This is a genomic window from Desulfosporosinus cupriresistens, from assembly GCF_001707885.1.
In the GTDB taxonomy this organism is placed as follows: Bacteria; Bacillota; Desulfitobacteriia; order Desulfitobacteriales; family Desulfitobacteriaceae; genus Desulfosporosinus.
The window spans coordinates 1-19,483 of the sequence record NZ_MASS01000050.1 but is presented as its reverse complement, the minus strand read 5'-3'; the positions used below and the strand labels follow the sequence as shown (position 1 = coordinate 19,483).

Annotated in this window: 21 protein-coding genes and 1 pseudogene; 16 read left to right on the top strand and 6 right to left on the bottom strand. The window is 42.3% G+C overall.

Annotation, left to right across the window (positions count from 1 at the left end):
- The first annotated feature begins 89 nt into the window (after positions 1-89).
- The 11 genes and pseudogenes from DSBG_RS22005 to DSBG_RS23230 all read left to right on the top strand — a co-directional run bounded on the left by DSBG_RS22005 (position 90) and on the right by DSBG_RS23230 (position 11,008).
- The gene (locus DSBG_RS22005) at positions 90-296 is read left to right on the top strand and encodes a hypothetical protein (RefSeq protein ID WP_083236936.1); all 207 of its coding nucleotides are present in this window, start codon (positions 90-92) and stop codon (positions 294-296) included.
- A gap of 234 nt (positions 297-530) precedes the next feature.
- Positions 531-894: pseudogene (locus DSBG_RS22000) on the top strand (pyruvate:ferredoxin (flavodoxin) oxidoreductase); the annotation flags it as partial.
- A 330-nt stretch (positions 895-1,224) separates the two neighbouring features.
- Entirely contained in the window at positions 1,225-3,081 is a 1,857-nt protein-coding gene (accB, locus tag DSBG_RS16755) for an acetyl-CoA carboxylase biotin carboxyl carrier protein (RefSeq protein WP_068965413.1), read from the top strand.
- 642 nt (positions 3,082-3,723) lie between these two features.
- Positions 3,724-4,149 (top strand): DUF6917 domain-containing protein, encoded by a 426-nt coding sequence (locus tag DSBG_RS16750; RefSeq protein ID WP_068965398.1) that lies wholly within the window; start codon positions 3,724-3,726, stop codon positions 4,147-4,149.
- Positions 4,150-4,200: 51 nt separating this feature from the next.
- The gene (locus DSBG_RS16745) at positions 4,201-4,626 is read left to right on the top strand and encodes a RidA family protein (protein WP_242877703.1); all 426 of its coding nucleotides are present in this window, start codon (positions 4,201-4,203) and stop codon (positions 4,624-4,626) included.
- 56 nt (positions 4,627-4,682) lie between these two features.
- A complete protein-coding gene (locus DSBG_RS16740; protein WP_068965397.1) occupies positions 4,683-6,146 on the top strand; it encodes a hypothetical protein in 1,464 nt (487 codons plus the stop codon).
- Between the two features lie 170 nt (positions 6,147-6,316).
- Complete coding sequence (locus DSBG_RS16735; protein ID WP_068965396.1) at positions 6,317-7,600, top strand: FAD-dependent oxidoreductase; 1,284 nt, start codon at positions 6,317-6,319, stop codon at positions 7,598-7,600.
- A gap of 33 nt (positions 7,601-7,633) precedes the next feature.
- Positions 7,634-7,882 carry a hypothetical protein gene (locus DSBG_RS16730; protein WP_083236935.1) on the top strand — a complete coding sequence of 83 codons (249 nt, stop codon included), beginning with the start codon at positions 7,634-7,636 and terminating at the stop codon, positions 7,880-7,882.
- The gene (locus DSBG_RS16725; protein WP_068965395.1) at positions 7,879-9,696 is read left to right on the top strand and encodes a cobalamin B12-binding domain-containing protein; all 1,818 of its coding nucleotides are present in this window, start codon (positions 7,879-7,881) and stop codon (positions 9,694-9,696) included. The genes DSBG_RS16730 and DSBG_RS16725 overlap by 4 nt, the downstream gene beginning before the upstream one ends.
- Positions 9,693-10,778: a lysine 5,6-aminomutase reactivase subunit KamB gene (gene kamB / locus DSBG_RS16720; protein WP_068965394.1), complete on the top strand. Its 1,086-nt coding sequence runs from the start codon at positions 9,693-9,695 to the stop codon at positions 10,776-10,778. The genes DSBG_RS16725 and kamB overlap by 4 nt, the downstream gene beginning before the upstream one ends.
- 83 nt (positions 10,779-10,861) lie before the next feature.
- Complete coding sequence (locus DSBG_RS23230) at positions 10,862-11,008, top strand: hypothetical protein (RefSeq protein ID WP_176716303.1); 147 nt, start codon at positions 10,862-10,864, stop codon at positions 11,006-11,008.
- 567 nt (positions 11,009-11,575) lie between these two features.
- On the opposite strand, the gene DSBG_RS23225 is transcribed toward DSBG_RS23230, so the two are convergent.
- Positions 11,576-11,740 carry a hypothetical protein gene (locus DSBG_RS23225; protein WP_176716302.1) on the bottom strand — a complete coding sequence of 55 codons (165 nt, stop codon included), beginning with the start codon at positions 11,738-11,740 and terminating at the stop codon, positions 11,576-11,578.
- Between the two features lie 221 nt (positions 11,741-11,961).
- Here DSBG_RS23225 and DSBG_RS16715 point away from each other — a divergent pair, with 221 nt between their 5' ends.
- Positions 11,962-13,344 carry a hypothetical protein gene (locus tag DSBG_RS16715; RefSeq protein ID WP_068965393.1) on the top strand — a complete coding sequence of 461 codons (1,383 nt, stop codon included), beginning with the start codon at positions 11,962-11,964 and terminating at the stop codon, positions 13,342-13,344.
- Positions 13,345-13,603: 259 nt separating this feature from the next.
- Positions 13,604-14,305: a TerC family protein gene (locus DSBG_RS16710; protein WP_068965392.1), complete on the top strand. Its 702-nt coding sequence runs from the start codon at positions 13,604-13,606 to the stop codon at positions 14,303-14,305.
- A gap of 85 nt (positions 14,306-14,390) precedes the next feature.
- Here DSBG_RS16710 and DSBG_RS16705 read toward each other — a convergent pair whose 3' ends face one another.
- Positions 14,391-14,756: a type III PLP-dependent enzyme domain-containing protein gene (locus DSBG_RS16705; RefSeq protein WP_068965391.1), complete on the bottom strand. Its 366-nt coding sequence runs from the start codon at positions 14,754-14,756 to the stop codon at positions 14,391-14,393.
- A 33-nt stretch (positions 14,757-14,789) separates the two neighbouring features.
- On the bottom strand, positions 14,790-15,002 hold the full coding sequence (locus tag DSBG_RS16700) for a hypothetical protein (RefSeq protein WP_242877699.1): 213 nt from the start codon (positions 15,000-15,002) through the stop codon (positions 14,790-14,792).
- A 572-nt stretch (positions 15,003-15,574) separates the two neighbouring features.
- Here DSBG_RS16700 and DSBG_RS22590 point away from each other — a divergent pair.
- The 3 genes from DSBG_RS22590 to DSBG_RS16690 all read left to right on the top strand — a co-directional run bounded on the left by DSBG_RS22590 (position 15,575) and on the right by DSBG_RS16690 (position 18,155).
- Positions 15,575-15,682 (top strand): N-acetylmuramoyl-L-alanine amidase, encoded by a 108-nt coding sequence (locus DSBG_RS22590; RefSeq protein ID WP_141694351.1) that lies wholly within the window; start codon positions 15,575-15,577, stop codon positions 15,680-15,682.
- Between the two features lie 181 nt (positions 15,683-15,863).
- A complete protein-coding gene (locus DSBG_RS16695; RefSeq protein WP_491005783.1) occupies positions 15,864-16,667 on the top strand; it encodes a DUF5714 domain-containing protein in 804 nt (267 codons plus the stop codon).
- 225 nt (positions 16,668-16,892) lie between these two features.
- Entirely contained in the window at positions 16,893-18,155 is a 1,263-nt protein-coding gene (locus DSBG_RS16690; RefSeq protein WP_141694350.1) for an ammonium transporter, read from the top strand.
- On the opposite strand, the gene DSBG_RS16685 is transcribed toward DSBG_RS16690, so the two are convergent.
- The 3 genes from DSBG_RS16685 to DSBG_RS16680 form a co-directional block, all read right to left on the bottom strand.
- On the bottom strand, positions 18,152-18,490 hold the full coding sequence (locus tag DSBG_RS16685) for a P-II family nitrogen regulator (RefSeq protein ID WP_068965390.1): 339 nt from the start codon (positions 18,488-18,490) through the stop codon (positions 18,152-18,154). The two genes, DSBG_RS16690 and DSBG_RS16685, sit on opposite strands and share 4 nt — an antisense overlap.
- 308 nt (positions 18,491-18,798) lie before the next feature.
- Positions 18,799-18,924 carry a hypothetical protein gene (locus DSBG_RS24105; protein ID WP_282434228.1) on the bottom strand — a complete coding sequence of 42 codons (126 nt, stop codon included), beginning with the start codon at positions 18,922-18,924 and terminating at the stop codon, positions 18,799-18,801.
- A 65-nt stretch (positions 18,925-18,989) separates the two neighbouring features.
- A complete protein-coding gene (locus DSBG_RS16680; RefSeq protein WP_242877695.1) occupies positions 18,990-19,481 on the bottom strand; it encodes a peroxiredoxin in 492 nt (163 codons plus the stop codon).
- Positions 19,482-19,483: the final 2 nt, after the last annotated feature.

Genomic DNA, 19,483 nt, shown 5'->3' with positions numbered 1-19,483 from the left:
ATAGAAATAAAAAAAGCAACGGCACTGAGATGAGGGGCTTAAATGGGAGTGATTTACTTGCCTAAAAAAATAATAATTATGTTTATGAGATTTTAACAGTTTTAGCTGAAAAAGCAGAACCGCTTGGTTCCGGTCAGTTAAGCCAGTCTATGCATCTTAAAGGGTTCAATGTTAGCGAGGCTACGGTTGGGCGGATCTTAAGTCAACTGGCTGATCAGGCTGAGCGGGCGATGATTCAACACATTGAGAGCCTTATTCTAGACGTTAAAAGGTATTGGAGCATTGCTAAAATATAGTCTGAATCGTTTATAAATAGATAAGTATAATGAAATACAAAGAAATATATCAAAAATGTGTACTTAACATTGCCCAAAGATTGAAATGACGAAATTTACTGGGAATTTGGTGACTGTGCAATGTAATGAAAGTGCATATACCTTAGCTAATCGTTGCTCATCTATGATGAGTGGTTACATTGCGATTGTTTAGATGGAGAACAAGAACCTAGTTTATTTAAGGAGGATATTGGAGTGGCTAAATCTATGAAAACATTGGATGGAAATCAGGCGGTGGCCATGGCGTCGTATGCTTTGACTGAAGTTGCAACGATATTTCCGATTACTCCCTCTTCCCCATGGCAGAAGAAGTGGATGAATGGTCTGCTCATGAGCTAGAAGGAACCTATTTGACCAGTCTGTAAGGGTTGTGGAAATGCAGTCTGAGGCTGGTGCGGCAGGATCCTTCCATGGCTCGCTCCAAGCTGGGGCTTTGACGACAACCTATACAGCATCTCAAGGTTTGCTGCTTATGGTTCCGAATATGCACAAAATTGCCGGTGAACTCTTGCCAGGGGTTTTTCATGTTAGTGCTCGAGCTTTATTGGTCCACGCTTTGTAAATATTTGGAGATCATCAGGATGGATTGGAATAATTAGGACTTCGGGAGCATTGGTCTCGATCATGATGTAAATTGTTGTCGGTAACACAGTAAAGGAGTCTATCCGATATGTTAGGGATGGACTCCGTTTGCATGTACTAGTTTTAAAGGTTGCGGACATTAAAATAAAGTATATTTATGTTTATTTTGTTGAAAAATGAAGCATAAGTATATATAATATGTACTCGTGGAGAGTACTATTGTCTATCACAGGTGGAATGTGATTTGAACAAGATTTATATAGATGAATTCTCAAAATTGAGGAGAATTCAGAGAGGGGTAATGGCAGTGAAACCAGTCAAGATTACGGATACCACCTTGAGGGATGCTCATCAGAGCCTTTGGGCCACTCGGATGCGTACTGAAGATATGCTGCCAATCCTAGCGGATTTGGATGAGGTAGGATTTTTCTCTCTGGAGGTATGGGGAGGCGCTACCTTTGACGTCTGTTTGCGTTTCTTGGGTGAGAATCCTTGGGAACGGTTGAGGCAAATCAAACGCCGTGTTAAAAACACACCACTGCAAATGTTACTAAGAGGCCAGTCTTTAGTCGGGTATACACACTACTCGGATGATGTTGTTAGAGAATTTGTAGCGCTGAGTGTGAAAAATGGAATTGATATAATCCGTATTTTTGATGCGTTAAATGATGTTAGGAATATGGTTGTCCCTATTCAAGCCGCTAAACAGGCAGGAGCACATGTTCAGGCGTCTGTTGTTTATACGATTAGCCCAGTGCATACGCTGAAACACTACTTAGAAACAGCCACGGCACTTGTAGAGCTTGGCGCTGACTCCATTTGCATCAAGGATATGGCTGGATTACTTACGCCATTCAAAGCCTTTGAATTGGTAGCGTTGTTGAAAAAAGAGTTAGGAATTATGCTTCATTTGCATAGCCATTATATTGGCGGAATGGCAGTTGGGACGTATTTGAAGGCAGCAGAAGCAGGGGTAGATGTTATCGACAGTGCGAGTGTTCCTTTAGCTTTTGGGGCAAGTCAACCTCCGGTTGAAACCGTTGTTCGGGCGTTCGAGGGAACAGAGTATGATACGGGCCTGAATCTACATCAGTTGTTTCAAATTGCAGAGTATTTTGAAACACATAGAAAGAAACGTCGTTTTGACCGAGGTATAACTCGTATCTCGGATATGAAGGTGTTTGAACATCAGGTTCCTGGGGGTATGATTACTAATTTTATAACTCAACTGGAAGAACAGAAGGCAATGGATCGCATTTATGATGTGTTAGAGGAGGTTCCGAAGGTCCGGGCGGAATTGGGTTATCCACCACTGGTCACGCCTACTAGTCAGATTGTCGGAACGCAAGCCGTATTAAACGTTCTGAGCGGTGCCAGATATAAACTAGTTCCTGCGGAAGTTAAGGCCTATGTACGTGGTTTATATGGTCGTTCTCCAGCGCCTATCGATCCTGAAATTCAAAAGAAAATTATTGGAGATGAAGAACCGCTGACTGTGCGACCGGCTGATGTACTAGAACCCGGACTGGCTAAGGCAGAACGAGAAAGCGCAGGATTTGCTTGTTCCCCAGAAGATGTTATCAGTTATGCCTTATTTCCCCAAATTGCTAAGAAGTTTTTTGAGGAACGAAAAACGGGCGTGATTCTTAAAGAGGAATTGCCTGAAACCCAAAAAACTCAGCCTCAGTTATTGACTAAGGAAGATTCTAAACTAAATTTAGATGATATAAAAGAACTGATTAAGAGTGTAAATGAAACTGAAATCAGCGAATTAAACTTTGAAAAAGAAGGGCTAAAGGTATCGATTAGCAAAGGATCAAGTGGAGATGCTGGTATTCCAGTCATGGCTCCTCCACCAGTGCCTCAAAAAGCAATCGGTATGGAGGCAGGCCCGGCTAACGCGCCAGAATCTGTCGTTTTAGGGGCCACAGAAACGATTACATCCCCTATGGTAGGAACATTTTATCAGGCGCCTTCATCTGATGCAGCCCCTTATGTCAAACTGGGGCTGCAGGTCAAAGTTGGTCAACCGGTTTGCATTATCGAAGCCATGAAACTGATGAATGAGATTGAGGCGGACGCGGCAGGCAAGATTGTCAAAATTATGGTGAAAAATGGACAACCTGTCGAATATGGTCAACCTTTGTTCGTTATCGAGAAATGAGGGAAAGATAAACGAGCCATGATTTAATAAAAGTCATGGCTCGTTTTGTTATTTATCCTAGGATACTAGTAGAACTTTGATTAAGAGAGATCTTACCCTAGTCATATTAGAAATGGGAAAACTAACCTCTTGTAAGTTTAACAATAAAAACAGTTATTTTAGGACTGGTGAGCTATTATTGCTCCGGACTAAACTCTCGTCTAAATATTCTCAAGCCTAATTAAGTATATTACTGAGTTATATAAAATGTCGATAAATATAGAATATTCCCTAAATATAACACACTGACATTTGAACAATAAGATAAGGATACAGAGTACCCTATGAAATAAGAGTTAATTCATTAAGGAGTGGAGCAGGGAATAAAATAGTTTCTGCAAGTCTTTAGAATACGTAATTCCTTTTCAAGGATGGCCAATGAGGCTATCCTCTTTATCTTTTAGAGTTATTATCTCTTCTTACATTTTGAGAGAAATGAGAAACAGACTCTCTTAAAATAGTGTTTTGGATAAATAGTAAAGGTGCGGTGGAAGATGATAAAGAAGGTATTGAAATTTACATGAAGGATATACTAATCTTGGCTAAGCTCGCCATAGATGAGTAAATATTGAAACTGGATGTGAGGAGGTATAGGAAGCACATATGGTAGATCCCTATCAAGCGGGTTTTTTTTGTGAGAACCCATATGCAGCTAAAAGGGTGATCAAAGGTAGGTTAGTAGTTATCCTCAAGGGAAAGTTGGAGCAGCGCGGACTGGAGTTGATTCCGACAATTTCAAGAGCAGTCTTGAAAGATGAAGTGCATGAATTAATCGTAACAGATCAAGAAAATGCCGGACCCGGCAGTAAAGTCGATAAAATTGCCTATATCGGTTTTGTCGAAATTACTGCTGGAGGAGTCATGACTGTTGGTGATACGCTTACCTGCCAGGATAAAGTTTTAGGACGAGTAGTAGGGTTTGATGAGACTCATTTACCAAACCATCTAAATATAGTTCTCGCTTCTGATACTAGGTCTGATGGAGTAGAACAAAACTTAAACCTTGAATCTGAGATTACGGGTGAGTAATAAAATATGGAGGTAGTCAAAATGTTTGAGGCAAAACTTAAAGAATAGGGTATTGATTTACCCGCGACTCCTAAGCCGGTAGCGGCTTATGTACCTGCTGTCCAGGTCGAGAAATATATCTACACTTCTGGGCAAATTCCTTTTGTCAATGGCGAATTGAAGTATAAAGGAAAAGTCGGTGGCCAAGTCAGTGAAACTGATGGTTATGAAGCCGCCAAGGTCTGCGCGATTAATTGTCTGAGCGCGGTAAAAGGGATTGCGGGCAGTCTCGATAACATTGAAAAAATTGTTAAAGTAACTGGTTTTGTCAATAGTGCCGCTGGATTTTCGGCTCAACCTAAGGTGGTCAACGGAGCATCGGAATTGTTTGGTCAAGTTTTTGGTGATGCTGGAAGCCACTCCCGATCAGCGGTTGGGGTGAGTGAATTGCCATTGGATGCGCCTGTCGAAGTTGAGATTATTGTCAAATTGAAATAATTAAAGAACTAAGTGTATTTTTCAACAAATAAAACAAATTTCAAGGAGGTCGAATAATGACAACACCTAAATACAAATTTCAAATGTATAAACAACTTCAGGCCAATATACCCAACATCTACGCCGAAGCTAAAAAAGCTGCTGATGAAATTGGCATTCCCCCCGAAGTTCGTGGGAAGTTTGGTTTAACCGGTGGTGTTTCGGGCTGCCCGGCTCCTCTTCGTCGTGATATTGCAGAAGCTAGCGAAAAAGGTATGAAAGAAGTCGTGCCACTGGCTAAATTGGTTGATGAAATAAGAGAGCTTGTTAAGGATTATTATGGTGATGAGTATGATGTTGCCTCCACAAGCACTTGTGAAGCAGGGTTGTGGGCAGTTTTCGGTAGTTTGTTCACGCCGTCAATCGCTGGTGTCGGCGATACTTATCGCGCCCGTTACATTGCTCCTTATGAGAAACACTGGCATCACCAGGGTGGTTATGGACGTCCTTTCCCAGCTCGTTATAAAGACCTGATTGCTGACCGTGGGACCACTCCTGGTGAGTTGGGCTTTTTCGGCAAACGGCAAAACAATACTGACACTGTGGTTGTTCGTCTGGAAGGTGCCAAGTATGATGTCCACGGCATTAAATATCATCCCTCAGTTCTGCTAACTGAGGTTTGTGCTAAGTCCACGGCCCAAGCTGTTGAATATCATGCTGACATTCATAAACAAATGTTGACAGGGATAACCTCTCTTTCCTATGAGACTCCTGGTTATGGTTACGCTGAGAAAGATAGTGATGGTTCGCCGCTCTTACAAAAGGAATATGCTAGGATTGCCAAGAAGTATGGAATTCCTTATGTGCAGGACAATGCTTGGGGCGTTCCGTTCATTGGTTCAGATCCTAGAAAAACCGGTGCCGACGTGATCATTTATAGTATGGATAAAGCGTCAGCCGCCGCCACCAGTGGCCTGATTATTGGTAAAGAAGAATACATGGTCGCCGTTCGGCGTTCGATGGGAATGCACGGTGACCGTTACGGGACTACCGCCTCTTATGGCAAAGCTGCTTTTGTGGGCTTTGATCCAGGAAAAGAAGCACTGTTGACTCAAATTCAAACACTTAAGGTTCTCCGTGATAACCCTGGAGTATACACCAATGCTGTCGATGCTCTGGAAAAAATTATTAAAGAAGAGTTTGCTAAACTTCCAGCCCAACTTCAAGACGGAATTATTATTAACAAATCATACAATTCGCGCGCAGTTGAAGTAAACTATGAGGGTACCTGGAAAAATGGTAAAATGGGGATACCAATCTTCTCCATTGAGGACATGTATTCAGGAACCAATATATTCCAAACCGGGATGGGGCCGATGGGAGTTGTGCCAACGGTTGCTTATGACGGAAATATTTATATTTCCCCTGACCTAGGAACTACCGACGAGGATGGAAATCTGCTTGAATTCCCGACACGTTGGGGTGTGCAAGCCCTTGTGCGTTTGATTGAAATCACCTGTAAATATGCCGGCATTCTGTAACTTTTCCTCAGACCCTTATGGAAAAACCGAGTGCCTGGGCTCAAATAAAAAGCGAGATACGGTTAGTTAGCTCAGTGTTATTGATTTGACAACTAAAGGTCTGGCAGCATTGGCTTGGCTTTCGCCGAACGATGCTGCCATTGTTTTAATTGATTTTAGGAGGCAGAAAAATGGCCAGAGTAGTAATAGTTGGTGGAGGGTGGGCCGGTACCGGTGCGGCGGTGGCTGCTGTTCAAGCCGGCGCGGAGGTGGTTGTCCTAGAAAGAACGGACATGCTGCTGGGAACGGGTCTTGTCGGTGGAATTATGCGCAACAACGGACGCTGGACCGCTACGGAAGAAGCCATTGCTATGGGTTTGGGAGATATATTCCATGTTGTGGACGAAGTGGCAACTCACAAGAATATCAATTTTCCGGGGCACAATCACGCGACTCTCTATAGTGTGGCGAAGATCGAACCCGCTATCAAGAAAATGTTGGAGGCAAAAGGCGTTCAGTTGAGAATGAAGAGCCGTGTCAAAGACGTAGTAATGGATGGCAAAAAAATTCTGGAAGTGATTCTGGACTCCGGTGAAAAAATTGGTGGGGATGTCTTTCTGGATACGACCGGAAGCGCCGGGCCTTATGCAAATTGCAACAAATATGGCAATGGCTGTGGAATGTGTGTTATCCGTTGTCACAGTTATGGCGGACGTGTCAGTTTAGCAGCTAAAGCCGGTGTCGAGGAATACGTCGGTAAGAAACCCGACGGTCAAGTGGGTGCGATGAGTGGTTCCTGCAAACTCTTGAAAGAGTCGTTAAGCGAAGAAGTTAGAAATACTCTCAACAGCACAGGTGTTTGCGTGGTTCCAATTCCTGAACATCTCCGTAAAAGTTCAGAAAGCCTAGGCAAGAAGGCTTGCCAACAGTACGCTTTGCAGGAGTTTGCGGATAACATTATTCTTTTGGATACCGATCACGCTAAGTTAATGGCCGCCTATTATCCGTTGGATATGTTGCGTCAGATTCCTGGTTTCGAAAACGCTCGGTACGAGGATCCCTATGCCGGAGATTTGGGTAACTCTGTCCGTTATATGGCAATGTCTCCCCGCGATAACGCCTTACATGTCGAAGGTGTGGACAATCTGTTCTGCGCTGGAGAAAAGGCTGGTCCACTCGTGGGCCATACCGAAGCCGTTGTCACTGGAGGCTTGGCTGGGACCAACGCCGTACGTTACGTTGCAGGCCTGGAATTAGTTATAGTTCCTGAGAATTTGGCCATTGGTGATGCCATTGCCCATGTCAAGGAGCAAGTTAAGACTCCCGAAGGACTTGGCAAGAAATATACTTTCTCCGGTTCAGTTTACTTTAAACGGATGCAAGACAAGGGCTTATACAGCACGGATGCTAATGCTATTCACAACAAAGTTGAAGAGTCGGGAATGGGCAAAATTTTTGCTAAGAAACTGGTCTAAGCTTACAACCCAAACAGCAGGAGGGGATGACTCGTGCCTAGGATTCTGGATCGGATTATGGATGGACTTGATATTGAAACATTCATCGTCTGCAGTAGTGAAGAGGAAGGCCGTAAACTGATCATCCAATTGTTGAAAGATTGGGGATTTAACGATGTAGACATCGTCTTCAGCCAATTTCAAGGTCCGGGATCACGGATTCGTGCCAGGGCGTATGTCCACCGTTCAGGGGACTATTATGGCTGGTTAAAACCGCTGGACAAGGAGGATTCGACGTCATGAACAAACAGAGAATTATGTTGATTCCGCTTGATCCCGTTCATGACGTTGGTTTGAAAATGGTCCGCCGGGGATTGGAAGAAGCAGGGCATGAGACAATCCTTCTGCCTCCTGATTTGCCAGTGGAAGAAGTTATCCAGGAAATTGTCAAGTCCAGCGTGAGCACTGTCTTAGTAAGCCGTACCTTAGGTTATGGAGTAGCGGAGATTCTAGCCCGTTTTGTTGACTTGCTCGATGCTGCAGGTATCCGAGAGCGGGTCAAGGTTGGCATTGGTGGGATGGCCATTCGACCGGAGCTGGCTGCAGAGCTCGGGTTTGATGCCGGGTTTGGTCCTGGTACCACCGTGGAGGAAGCAGTGGCCTTTGTCGAGGACAGGGAATATGTTGAAGCCAGGCAGCGGGCTGTTAAACATAAGACGAACTTTACCATTGGGTATAGCTACGCTTATCGTCATCAAGGAATAAAAGAAAAACTCGATCAGATTACCGATATGATTTTGACTTGGGCTCAAGGCAAAACCTCCCCCGGTGTACGGCGGGCTGAAATCAGGGATGAGCTTTGGGATGTTCATCGCTGGCGTGATTATGAGCCGATGGCGAAGTTCGAGCGAGAGTATGTTAAGCACAGCGACGAGATGGTGCGCAACTTCTATGAGAATGGAGTCTTGCATTCCAAGACTCGGCGCTTTAGCAAGGAAGAGGTGGTAGGTCTCGAGGATTATGTCGCTCGGACAATAGAGACCATGAAAGTTCCGCAGCTTTCGGCACGGGCGAAACCCCTTGTTTTCAACCAATATGGTACAGGCTGCCCGTTTATGGATATTGGTCATATTAAGGTTAGTGAAGCTTGGGGTGCTGATGGTGTTGTGCATTTCGATCCTTCCTGGGGAGCGCGCACGGAAGGGCTTTTAGATGGTTTCTTGACCCATGAAGAGGATGGAACGGTTCTGACTCCGGCTAATCTTAACCGAATCAAACGAGCCTTGGAAGAAAGCACTCTGTGGCAGATTAGGGCTCACCGCGGTCTGAATACTCCGGAAACTGTAGTGCTTGCCGGGAAGATTGGCGCAGATTTGACCAAGATCAATATCTGTTACGGCTCTCTTGGGGCCGGCACTGATCCTGCCCGTCTTACTATTGACGCAATCGCAGCCATCCGTTTTGCAGTCAAATATGGTATGCCGTTTGATGTCGTGACAAACGAAGAATTGTGTGGTGTTCCAGCCTTTAAGGCCTTTGCCGGAATGTTAATCACGGCTGCCTTGGGCGTTCGCTTAGGCGGCAAACCAATTCTACAGCCACTTTTCTGCAAGTCGCCTGAGGTTATGGTGGGTGGGCAAATGACGGACAATTACGTTGAGTTTAATGCTGCCAAAATAATGGCTCTCAAGGAAATTGTCGAGGCTCCGATCTGGCCGGGTGCTCCAGTTGGCTTCTTAACTCAGACGGAAGACAGAGTACAATCATCGGCCAGTACAGCTATGCATGCAGTTTTGGCATCAATGCTAGAAGTTGATGCCGTTACAATTGCCTCAGCTGATGAGGCTTATTCTGGTGGTCCCATTACCGTTCCGTCTAAAATAGACACCTTGAGAGCCGTGGCAGAAGCCTTACGATTCTATGGCCATACAACGATTGCGCAGACGAAACAGATGGAAATTTGGCGTGACGAAATTGTAACGGGTATTGATAAAGTTTTGACAAATGTTGTGGCTAAGGGTGATTTTGTCCAGGCCCTGTACGATGGTGTTTTGGGGAGCCGGGAAGACGGTGCCTATCCAGGACGCAGCGGTAGGGACACTGTCGTAAAACAATGAGTCACAGGCAGTTAATACTGGGAGTTTCTGGAACTGCTAAAAATACGGGCAAAACAACAACCACAATTTCTTTGCTCAATTATTTCACTTTGCAAAGAATTAAGTTAGGCTTGACCAGTATTGGGTACGACGGAGAATCCGTGGACAATGTCACAGGATTGCCCAAACCTCGTTTATTTGTTCCCCGTGGCGTTTTAGTGGTGACCGCCGCACGTTGTCTGGAAGTTAGCAGCGCTAAGCTCAGCGTGATCGAGACTCTCCCTATTCCGACGCCATTGGGGAAATTGGTATGTGCTAAAGTGGAAAGGGAAGGGTTGGTCGTCACCGCAGGGCCGAATCAGACCCGACATCTGCGTACAGTTCGTGAATGGTTATACCGTCACGGTGCTGAATTAATCATTGTGGACGGAGCCTTAAATAGGATGGCACCGATGGTTGAAACCGACGGACTTATTCTGGCCACTGGTGCTTCGTATAAGCCTGACAGTCAACAGGTCGCTTTCGATGCTCAGTATCTAGCTGAAGCTTGTAACTGCCTGCCCGTGCCTCAGGATCTCGTTCGAGAAGGGTTATTAAATGTGGGCACCACGGTAGTATGGGGAAAGAATCATAAAATCCTAGCCGCAACGACTCAATCGTTACTTGAACCAGGTGAGCTTGAGCCTTTGGAACGAGTTGCACAACAGGCAGTAGGGCTATACTGCCCTGGTTTAATCACTCCATCGTGTCTGAGGCGATTGATGGAGATTCCTTTTGCTCCAGCAATGCTCTGGGTAATGCAAGATCCGACCAAGATTCTGATCGCCAATGAACCCAGTCTTATTCATGGGTTTTTACTTAAGATAAGGGAAGCGGGAAGTTCAGTCGTTTATCGCAAACCTTTGCCTTTGTTGGCCATCACCGTGAACCCGTTTTATCCTCAGTACAGGTACGAAACAGATAATTACGAGCCGGCCTATGTCGAACGTTCAGAGCTGAAAGAGCTAGTTGCTAAAGCAGCTAAAATCCCTGTATTTGATGTTGTCCAAGACGATTGTTTGGGATTGGCTAGCGTTATCTTAGCCTGTGGTTGTTTGAAATGAGGAAGTTATTACCGGGCATTTTATTATTTACAGTAAGAGATAATAGTTATGTTGTTCAAGGATTATACGAGGAGGGTAATGCAATGGGATATAATAAGTTAACAAATGTGACCCAAAAACCTACTGTGGGAGCCGTAACAAACGGTGTCCAAAATAATACGATCACTGATACTGAAATGACCCAGCGCGGTTCAGAACGTGCATCTGAGGTTGTTACTGTTGTTGATTAGAGGCATCGAAAAAGCATAGTTGCTAAGTTCAAAAGGGGCGTAACTAGAATTTACGCCCCTAGTCTATTATTGGTATTTAAAATCTACTCACCCATTGACGCTATATTCAAAAAGATGGCTAAGCATTGTCAGAATATAGTCGGTATGAAATGATAAAGAGGGATTAATAAAGATAGAATAAGAAATTTATCGAATAAGTGAGCTTAACACTGCCCAAAGACTATTATAACTGAATTCGCCGGAAAGTCAGCGATTGTGCAATATAATAAAAGTGCATATACTTTAGCTAATTATTGCTCATCTATGATGAGTAGTAGCCTGTTTTATGATAACTGAATTTATTTTATTTTTAGTTATCATAAATAATGGATCAGTTAAAATAATCAAAAATGAAAGGAGGAACTTGTGGTAGAATCTTATAAACAGTAAACAGGTTTTTTAGTGAACCCTTTGGTTGCCAAGACTGTTGCTAATTTAAACAACTAGAAAATGGAGATGATGTATTACATTAAAATTAAAACGCCTAAAATACTTGGTCTTAGGCGTTTGAGCTTAGCGAGTTTCTCCTTAAACTGGATTAAGCCCATGGCTTATTAATGCTACGTCTTCTCCTTGGTTATGATCGATGATGACTTGCTCAAAAGTTATTCTGTTTTCATCTACAACTTCCAAGTTGCCTAAATTCTTGTTGACAAGATCATCTACTTGCTGTTTTAATTCTACCAATTTCATAATTATACCTCCTTAGCATTAATCTCACTAATAAAATGGCAATAAACAAGCGAATCTATACTTGTAACAACATTTTTTCGAAAACCCGAATTCGGAAGTTGAGCTTATTGAAGTTTGAATTTATTTATGAAGTATAATCTGGAAAGCAAAGTTCGAATAAATTGTCTTCCCATAGTAGAAAATATTTATGTGATAGGAATGTTAAGGAGGAAAGAGTATACATGCCAGTTACGTTAACATCAGTTCATTGGTTATTCCTTTTTTGGGTATTGGTCGTAATCGTTGTCATGGCTCTTCGGAAAGATCCCCTAATTCCTTGTATACTTGGATTACTGACTGTCGGATTTGTAGTTAAACATACTATTGTAGGTGCAGTTACGACCGTCTATAATGCTTTAATTGTTGCAGGTAATGAATTTTGGGGAATTATTGTAGTAATTTCCTTAATTGTAGCTTTATCTAAATTATTGAGTGATACAGGATCCGATTACTTAGTTATGAGGCCTGCGGCTAAACTAATGGTCAATGCGGATATTGCCTTTTGGGTATTAGGTTTTTCGATGTTATTTGCATCATGGTTTTTTTGGCCATCTCCTGCTACGGCTTTAATTGGAGCGGTAATGCTTCCCGTAGCGGTTAGAGCGGGACTTCCGGTTATGGGGGCGGCAGTGGCTATGAACTTATTTGGTCATGGTATAGGCTTGTCAACTGACTATATCATTCAAGGAGCTCCGACAATTACTGCTAAAGCAGCTGGTTTCACTGACCCGGGTCCGATCATGTCTGCTAGTGTACCATTAATTATTACCATGGGTCTTGTTACCACAATTACTGCATTTATCATGATAAAGAAGGATATGAAAAAGAACCCGGAAGCATTGAGACTTGAGCGTGATGCTTTTTTATCTAAAGAAGTAACGAGAGATCTTGATTGGGTATCATATTTCTTAGCTATAGTTACTCCATTAGCCTTCTTAGCTGATATTATCGCAATGTGGGTTTTGCAGCTTAGAGGTGGAGATGCAACAGCTCTTTTGGGAGCTACAGCAGTTTTAATTTTAGCAATAGGCACCATGCTAAAGTTCGGTTGGGAAGGACTAGAGAAAACTACTGACTATATCAGAGATGGATTTATATTTGGTATCAAGATTTTTGCACCAGTAATTATCATCGCAGGATTCTTCTTCCTTGGTAAAGGTGATTTAGCCAAATCTATTCTCAGTTTAGATACGGCAACAGGGTATTTAGAAGACTTCGGTATTGCTCTTTCTCAAGTCGTTCCATTGAATAAGGTCTTTGTTGCTATTGTAAATTTAATTACTGGTATGGTGGTCGGTCTCGATGGCTCTGGATTCTCGCCATTACCTTTGGTGGGTAGTGTTGCAGCGACTTTCAGTAAAGCAATAGCCGTTGATAAGGCAACTTTGGCTGCCTTAGGCCAAATCGCAGGAGTGTGGACCGGTGGCGGTACAATTATTCCTTGGGGCTTAATCCCCGTTGCAGCAATTGCAGGAGTTAATCCTATTGAACTTGCTAGAAGAAATTTCTTCCCTGTTATGTTAGGATTAGCGGCAACTACTATCGTGGCTATATTGATAATGTAGTTTTCATTTACTAACGTTGTATACAATTCATGATCATTTCTCAATATATGGTGTACAAGATCAACTATTCAACTCGTCTGACTTGTGATGTATGTTGAAAGCATATCTAGTTGGACGAGCTTATAATGAAGATACAATTGCCAAGAATAATCATCCATCGGAATCCGGCAGTACTTCTTAGATTTCTTGTCGATTTAGAGAAATGTAACTGAAGTTGCAGATATCCAAAGCGTTTCCAAACGCGAAGAGAGGGAGGATTATGATGGTTTTATTAGTAACACTATTAAGTATTTTTGCCGTAAATATTCTATTAAGTGGTGATAACGCGCTCGTTATTGCTCTTGCCGGTCGAGAACTACCTCCCAAACATCAAAAAATGGCTATTTTATTGGGAAGTGGTGGAGCAGTTGTTTTGAGGATTATTTTAACGTTTGTTGCTGTATATTTACTGCAAATACCATTTCTAAAGTTAATCGGAGGATTGCTTCTTTTCTGGATTGCTGTAAAATTGATAGCTGATGAAGAAAGTAATGGAGAAATTGAAGCAAAGGACAGTTTATGGGGCGCTGTCCAAACGATCATAGTCGCCGATTTAGTTATGAGTCTGGATAATGTTGTAGCAATTGCCGGTGTAGCTAATGGTAATATGATTTTGATAATTATAGGTTTAGTAATGAGTATACCAATTGTTATCTGGGGAAGCAAATTAATCAGCCTTTTGATGAAAAGGTGGCCAATAACTATCATAATTGGTGCAGGGATTTTGGGTTGGACTGCAGGAGAAATGGCCATTTCAGATAAAAAGATAGAACCGCTTTTAAGTTCCTTTAATTGGACATCATGGATAATTCCGCTGGCTTTTGCGGTGACTGTTATTTTAGTAGGTGTTTTTATTTCAGGAAGAGATAACAAGCAAGATAAGGCTTTTCATGCTAGAAGTGGTAGACATCATTCAGCCTAACCTGAGTGTTGTTGTAAAAATATATTATGCCTCACATAAAATGTGAGGCATTTTTGTAACCATAATCAGGGTCGCTCCAAAAAGATTAGAATGATTTGCCCCGTCCGATTGGCATTACTATTTCCAAAACGCCGTTACGAAAACCGTAAATTTCATCATAAAGATTAAAAGTTGTGCAGCCGTGGGCGGGATAGAGACTGATTTCATCCCCGATGTTTCCGGCTATGGATTCGCCGTTCACATGGCGTAAAATTCCGTATTTATCTCCGATGCATTGATAAACCCAGTCGGAATGTCCGATAATTTCCGGTGGGCCATAATCGATACTGATTGCTTTGCTTCCAGCGTCTACGATTAGTCGTTCAGCAGACGGTTTACTGATTATAGTCGTTACAATTTTTAGGGCGGGTGCAAAAAAACGGCCCATAATTTTACTATAAGTAGCATCCATTGTGGCATAAGTTCCTATAATTTTAAGAAGACTCTATTCAGTGCCCTTCGTTTGGTCATCTTCGTTCCAGAACGCGCCACCTGGTCTTAGTGCCTCATTGCTAAGTATCTCCATTTCCCCTTCGCGAAGCGCAGTGTCAAAAAAGTGTTCAATTGTGATACCTAGTTTATTACAAACATAGGTGAGACGGAGACGTTTTTCATCCGAAACGGGAATCATAAGATATTGCACATTCAAAAATATCACCTCTAATTATACAAGATTCTACGAAAAAAAGGAATTTCCTGCACGAAAATCAGCAAAATAACCGCTTTAGGATAAATCAGATTGTCTGCCCTTGTGTTGTGGGAATATTCCGACATAAATTTACCTTTTATGCATGAATGCGCCTTATTTCTATTCTATAATACTAAAAATTGCAAGGAATGTGGTCTAAAATGGAACACATCTGCAGAGTAAAGTGTATCATACTAAATCAGACTAAAATGAAACTACTAAACTATGACAATCGAAAAAACTAATAAAAAGAGAATCTTCACGAACGTATAGCGGCTTTTAATGAGCTAGAAGTAAGTTGTGGATGAAATAAATATCAACCCATTTGATTATTGGCATCAATCTTGCAATAGTATAGTTCAAGTTCAATACTCTTTCTGAATTATTTTCTCATACTCTCAATCCTCAAATCTCTTTCCTCTTGGCCCGCCAGAAATGGTTGGGCTTTTTTCTATTTTCGATAAAACGCCAATGGTTTAAACAACTGTTAACGGTAATCCTGTCTAATCACTCTAAATATATAGAGAAGAAGGGGGATTAACATGAAAGTTTGTCTCGATCCTGAGCATGGTGGTTATGACCCAGGTGCTGTTGGTAACGGTTACAATAAATACAATACGGCTGCAGCGGTGGCGAAGTATCTAAGTTAAGCTTAAGCAGGCAAATAGAATAGCCTGCTTTTAATTTTGACCTTTGGTACGATACATCACAAAAAGAAGATCGAACATGTTAGAATTAATTTAGTGAGTGATCATAGTTCCCAATCTTAGTGGTGCAATCTATTCGGATTCTATTATATAGAATGAGATAATAACGAAGGAGGGGAAAGTAGTGTTGGATTTTGGCAATAAACCAGTGGCATCATCCGGTTGCTGAGAATCTTCATCGAGTGCCGGGTTGCACTCCGAGGCAAAGGTAGAAGAGACTAATACGGAAAATTGCCAAGTCTGTGGGAGTCAGTTGGACTATTTTAGTAAGGGCAAAGAGCTAGCATGCTACCATTGCGGCAAAAAGGAGACAGGCAACATTTGTTGTTCAAACGGACATTACGTTTGCGATGATTGCCACGGGAAAGGTTGTTTCGAGATCGTCAGAGACTATGTATTGAAAAGTCGGACTGCAAATCCCCTGGAAATTGCTGAAATTCTTATGGGGTATAAGGACAAAGTACCCATGTTGGGCTGTGAAAATGCTTGGGTAGCTGCCGGAGCCCTAATCTCAGCTATTAGAAACGAAGGTAGTTATACGGTGACCGACGATCAAGTTGTGGAAGTATTAAACAGAACTAAACAGCAAGCTATTGGCGGTTACTGTGGTTTGACGGGTGTGTGTGGCATAGCTCCAGCAATCGGGGCTTGTTTCAGTGTTGTCTTAAATGCAGCTTGCCCAAAGGATCAGGAAACTGCTCAAACGATGCGAGTTGTCGCTAAAATAGTGAGTGTAATTGCAAGTGAAACTGGCCCGTGTTGTTGTAAAAACTTTGTGAGGCAGTCTTTACAAGAAGCAACCTATCTTGTTAAGGAGATTTTGAATGTGGCCTTAGAAAACAACCAGCAACAACTAAGCTGCACAGATATTGAAAGGCACCCTCATGGATGCCGTAAAGAGAAATGCGTATATTTTAAAGAAAAGTAAAAATAAAAGGGAGACTATAGAGAAAATATTTTAATCACGTGTATCTACTAATTGCAACTTGTATACTGTATTATGTTTAAGAACTCTAGACATATTAGTCTCGGGAAACTATAATTAGATTACTTGTAGCAATCAAGTAGAGCAACGGAGCTCTGAAAAGCGTTTTAAGTTATTTAACTACGCTTTTTAGAGTTTCGTTTTTTTTTATAAAAAAGGGGGAATATTATGATGGTTTTAAACCCAGGGGATGTTTCTTTTGTATTCTTATGTACTATCTTGGTCTTTCTAATGACGCCTGGACTTGCCTTATTCTATGGAGGAATGGTCAGAAAAAGAAATGTTCTGTCTATTATGATGCAAAGTTTTGCTGCCATAGGCGTGGTCACGGTAATTTGGGTACTCTTTGGATACTCTTTAGCCTTTGGACCAGACCACGGTCATTTAATAGGCAGCTTTGATTGGACGGCACTTAAAGGTGTTGGACTTTCGCCTAACCCAGATTATGCACCGACTATTCCACATTTGTTGTTTTTCTTGTTCCAACTGATGTTTGCGATTATAACACCGGCGGTTATCAGCGGAGCAACTGCTGAAAGAATGCGCTTTCCTGCATTTATTCTGTTCATAATCTTTTGGAGTACCTTTGTATATATACCACTGGCTCATTGGGTTTGGGGAGTCGGTGGATGGCTACGTAACCTTGGTGTTATGGATTTCGCCGGTGGTTCTGTTGTAGAAATGGCTTCTGGCGTGTCGGGTTTGGTTGCGGCGTTTGTGGTAGGCAAACGATTAAAAGTTGGATACGAGTGGAACATCCCACATCATATGCCAAACGTACTTTTTGGAGGCGGATTGTTGTGGTTTGGCTGGTTTGGCTTTAACGCAGGAGGGGCGATGGGAGCAAATGGCGTGGCAGTGCTTGCCCTTGCGACAACTCAGATAGCCGGAGCTGCTGGTATGATAGGATGGTCTCTAGTCGAATGGCTTCATCGTCGTCAAATAACAGTCTTTGGTGCTGTTAGCGGCATTATTGCTGCGTTGGTAGCAATAACACCGGCAGCGGGATATGTCTCAACGAGTAGTTCGCTCCTTATCGGGTTTATCGCCGGAGGAGTATGTTATTTAGCTGTAAGTGTTCTTAAGGCCAAGCTGGGATATGACGATGCTTTGGATGTTTTTGGAATCCACGGTATCGGAGGGACCTGGGGTACGATAGCTACAGGGATTTTCGCGGATCTAAGTCTTAATCCACAAGGTAAAAATGGTTTGATTAATGGAGGAGGAATCCACCCTATTTTAATCCAACTACTTGCAGTTGTCGCAACATACTTATTTACTGGTATAATGACATTTTTAATTTTGAAGGCAATAGCTATATTTACTCCACTTCGTGCCACTGATGATGAGCAAGTTAATGGGTTAGATTTAACTCAACATCGGGAGACCGCCTATCCGGACTTTGAGCTTAGCGAGAGCATTTCTATTTAAACAGCATCGTCTCCGCGTTCACCGGTTCTGATACGAATTGTATCTATTACATCAAATACAAAAATTTTACCATCGCCAAATTTTCCGGTTTTTGAGGTATTAGTAATGGCAGAAATGACCTCATCAGTTTTTTCATTAGAAATAACTACTTCAAGTTTAATCTTTGGTAAAAGCTTTGTAACGATTTCTTGACCACGGTAAATTTGAGTGTATCCTTTCTGATTTCCAAAGCCCAAAACATTAGACACCGTCATCCCTTTTACACCAATGTCAGATAGAGCGTCCTTAACATCATTGAGTTTTTCTGGCCTAATAATTGCCTCAATTTTTTTCATAGAATACCGCCTTTAATTTCTAAGATTTTAAATTAATACTGACATAATTTTGAAAAGAATTAGAAAAATTCTTTTCAAAATTATGTATACTCTTTTATATTATATCAGAAAGCTTTCTTTGATGAAATCCTTTCTAAGAAAAAGCCGGGCTTATGCCCGGCTTTGAGGAGTTTTTTTCTTGAACGGAGAGTTCTTCCCTCTGTCTGGTTTCCCTGTTTGCGTTTTGTCTGCCCCTTTATTTGACATATCAAAGGACCTCCTTCTCTATACGAAAATTACTGAGGTTTCCCTACGTTTAGGTATACACCTTATCCTTTATGCGTTGTTTCTTCATCTCGTCCATAATCCGTTCGTCCGTCCAGATCTGGTTGATGGCTATTAGGTAACTCTTCGCGTTTGGGAAATGGTCGCTTATTCGGTTTGGGCTGATCCATCGTCTTCCTCCTTCAAGTGGGAATACATTTAGGATACCCTGAGTATTGATAATCATGCTTGGAGATTAAATTTTTCCGGTGAATTTGAAATCTTTTGAGATTCCCTGCATACCTGGTTGCCAGTAAGCCGGCACACCTAAACCTGATGCTTCTTCATAAAGTAGTCCCTGAATAACGCGGATAATTTCAGCGATGTTGCGCCCAACTTCCGGAGGATAGAGGCAGGCATATTTCACTTTGCAATCTGCACCAATAACAAAGGTTGCTCGGAATGGAAATCCTAATTCTTCTCTGAGAACACCATATTGACGAGTAATGTCATGGGTACGGTCAGATAGTAGTGGATACTGCACAGTGCGGGCAGAGGGTGATGTTTCTGCAAAGATTTTATGGGAATAGACACTATCCGTGCTAATTGCTAAAACTTGGATTCCAAGATTCTGAAACGTCTCATAACGGGCAGCCACGGCTGCCAATTCAGTAGGTCAAACGAATGTAAAATCGCCTGCATAGAAAAATAAGAGAACCCATTGGTTCTTGAAATCGGTGAGTCGGATTG

Bases quoted from the DNA above. Each gene is read 5' to 3' on its own strand.
- DSBG_RS16750 (WP_068965398.1), top strand. From the start codon at position 3,724: ATGGTAGATCCCTATCAAGCGGGTTTTTTTTGTGAGAACCCATATGCA.
- DSBG_RS16740 (WP_068965397.1), top strand. From the start codon at position 4,683: ATGACAACACCTAAATACAAATTTCAAATGTATAAACAACTTCAGGCC.
- DSBG_RS16735 (WP_068965396.1), top strand. From the start codon at position 6,317: ATGGCCAGAGTAGTAATAGTTGGTGGAGGGTGGGCCGGTACCGGTGCG.
- DSBG_RS16725 (WP_068965395.1), top strand. From the start codon at position 7,879: ATGAACAAACAGAGAATTATGTTGATTCCGCTTGATCCCGTTCATGAC.
- kamB (WP_068965394.1), top strand. From the start codon at position 9,693: ATGAGTCACAGGCAGTTAATACTGGGAGTTTCTGGAACTGCTAAAAAT.
- DSBG_RS23230 (WP_176716303.1), top strand. From the start codon at position 10,862: ATGGGATATAATAAGTTAACAAATGTGACCCAAAAACCTACTGTGGGA.
- DSBG_RS23225 (WP_176716302.1), bottom strand. From the start codon at position 11,740: ATGAAATTGGTAGAATTAAAACAGCAAGTAGATGATCTTGTCAACAAG.
- DSBG_RS16715 (WP_068965393.1), top strand. From the start codon at position 11,962: ATGCCAGTTACGTTAACATCAGTTCATTGGTTATTCCTTTTTTGGGTA.
- DSBG_RS16710 (WP_068965392.1), top strand. From the start codon at position 13,604: ATGATGGTTTTATTAGTAACACTATTAAGTATTTTTGCCGTAAATATT.
- DSBG_RS16705 (WP_068965391.1), bottom strand. From the start codon at position 14,756: ATGGATGCTACTTATAGTAAAATTATGGGCCGTTTTTTTGCACCCGCC.
- DSBG_RS22590 (WP_141694351.1), top strand. From the start codon at position 15,575: ATGAAAGTTTGTCTCGATCCTGAGCATGGTGGTTATGACCCAGGTGCT.
- DSBG_RS16690 (WP_141694350.1), top strand. From the start codon at position 16,893: ATGATGGTTTTAAACCCAGGGGATGTTTCTTTTGTATTCTTATGTACT.
- DSBG_RS16685 (WP_068965390.1), bottom strand. From the start codon at position 18,490: ATGAAAAAAATTGAGGCAATTATTAGGCCAGAAAAACTCAATGATGTT.
- DSBG_RS24105 (WP_282434228.1), bottom strand. From the start codon at position 18,924: ATGGATCAGCCCAAACCGAATAAGCGACCATTTCCCAAACGCGAAGAG.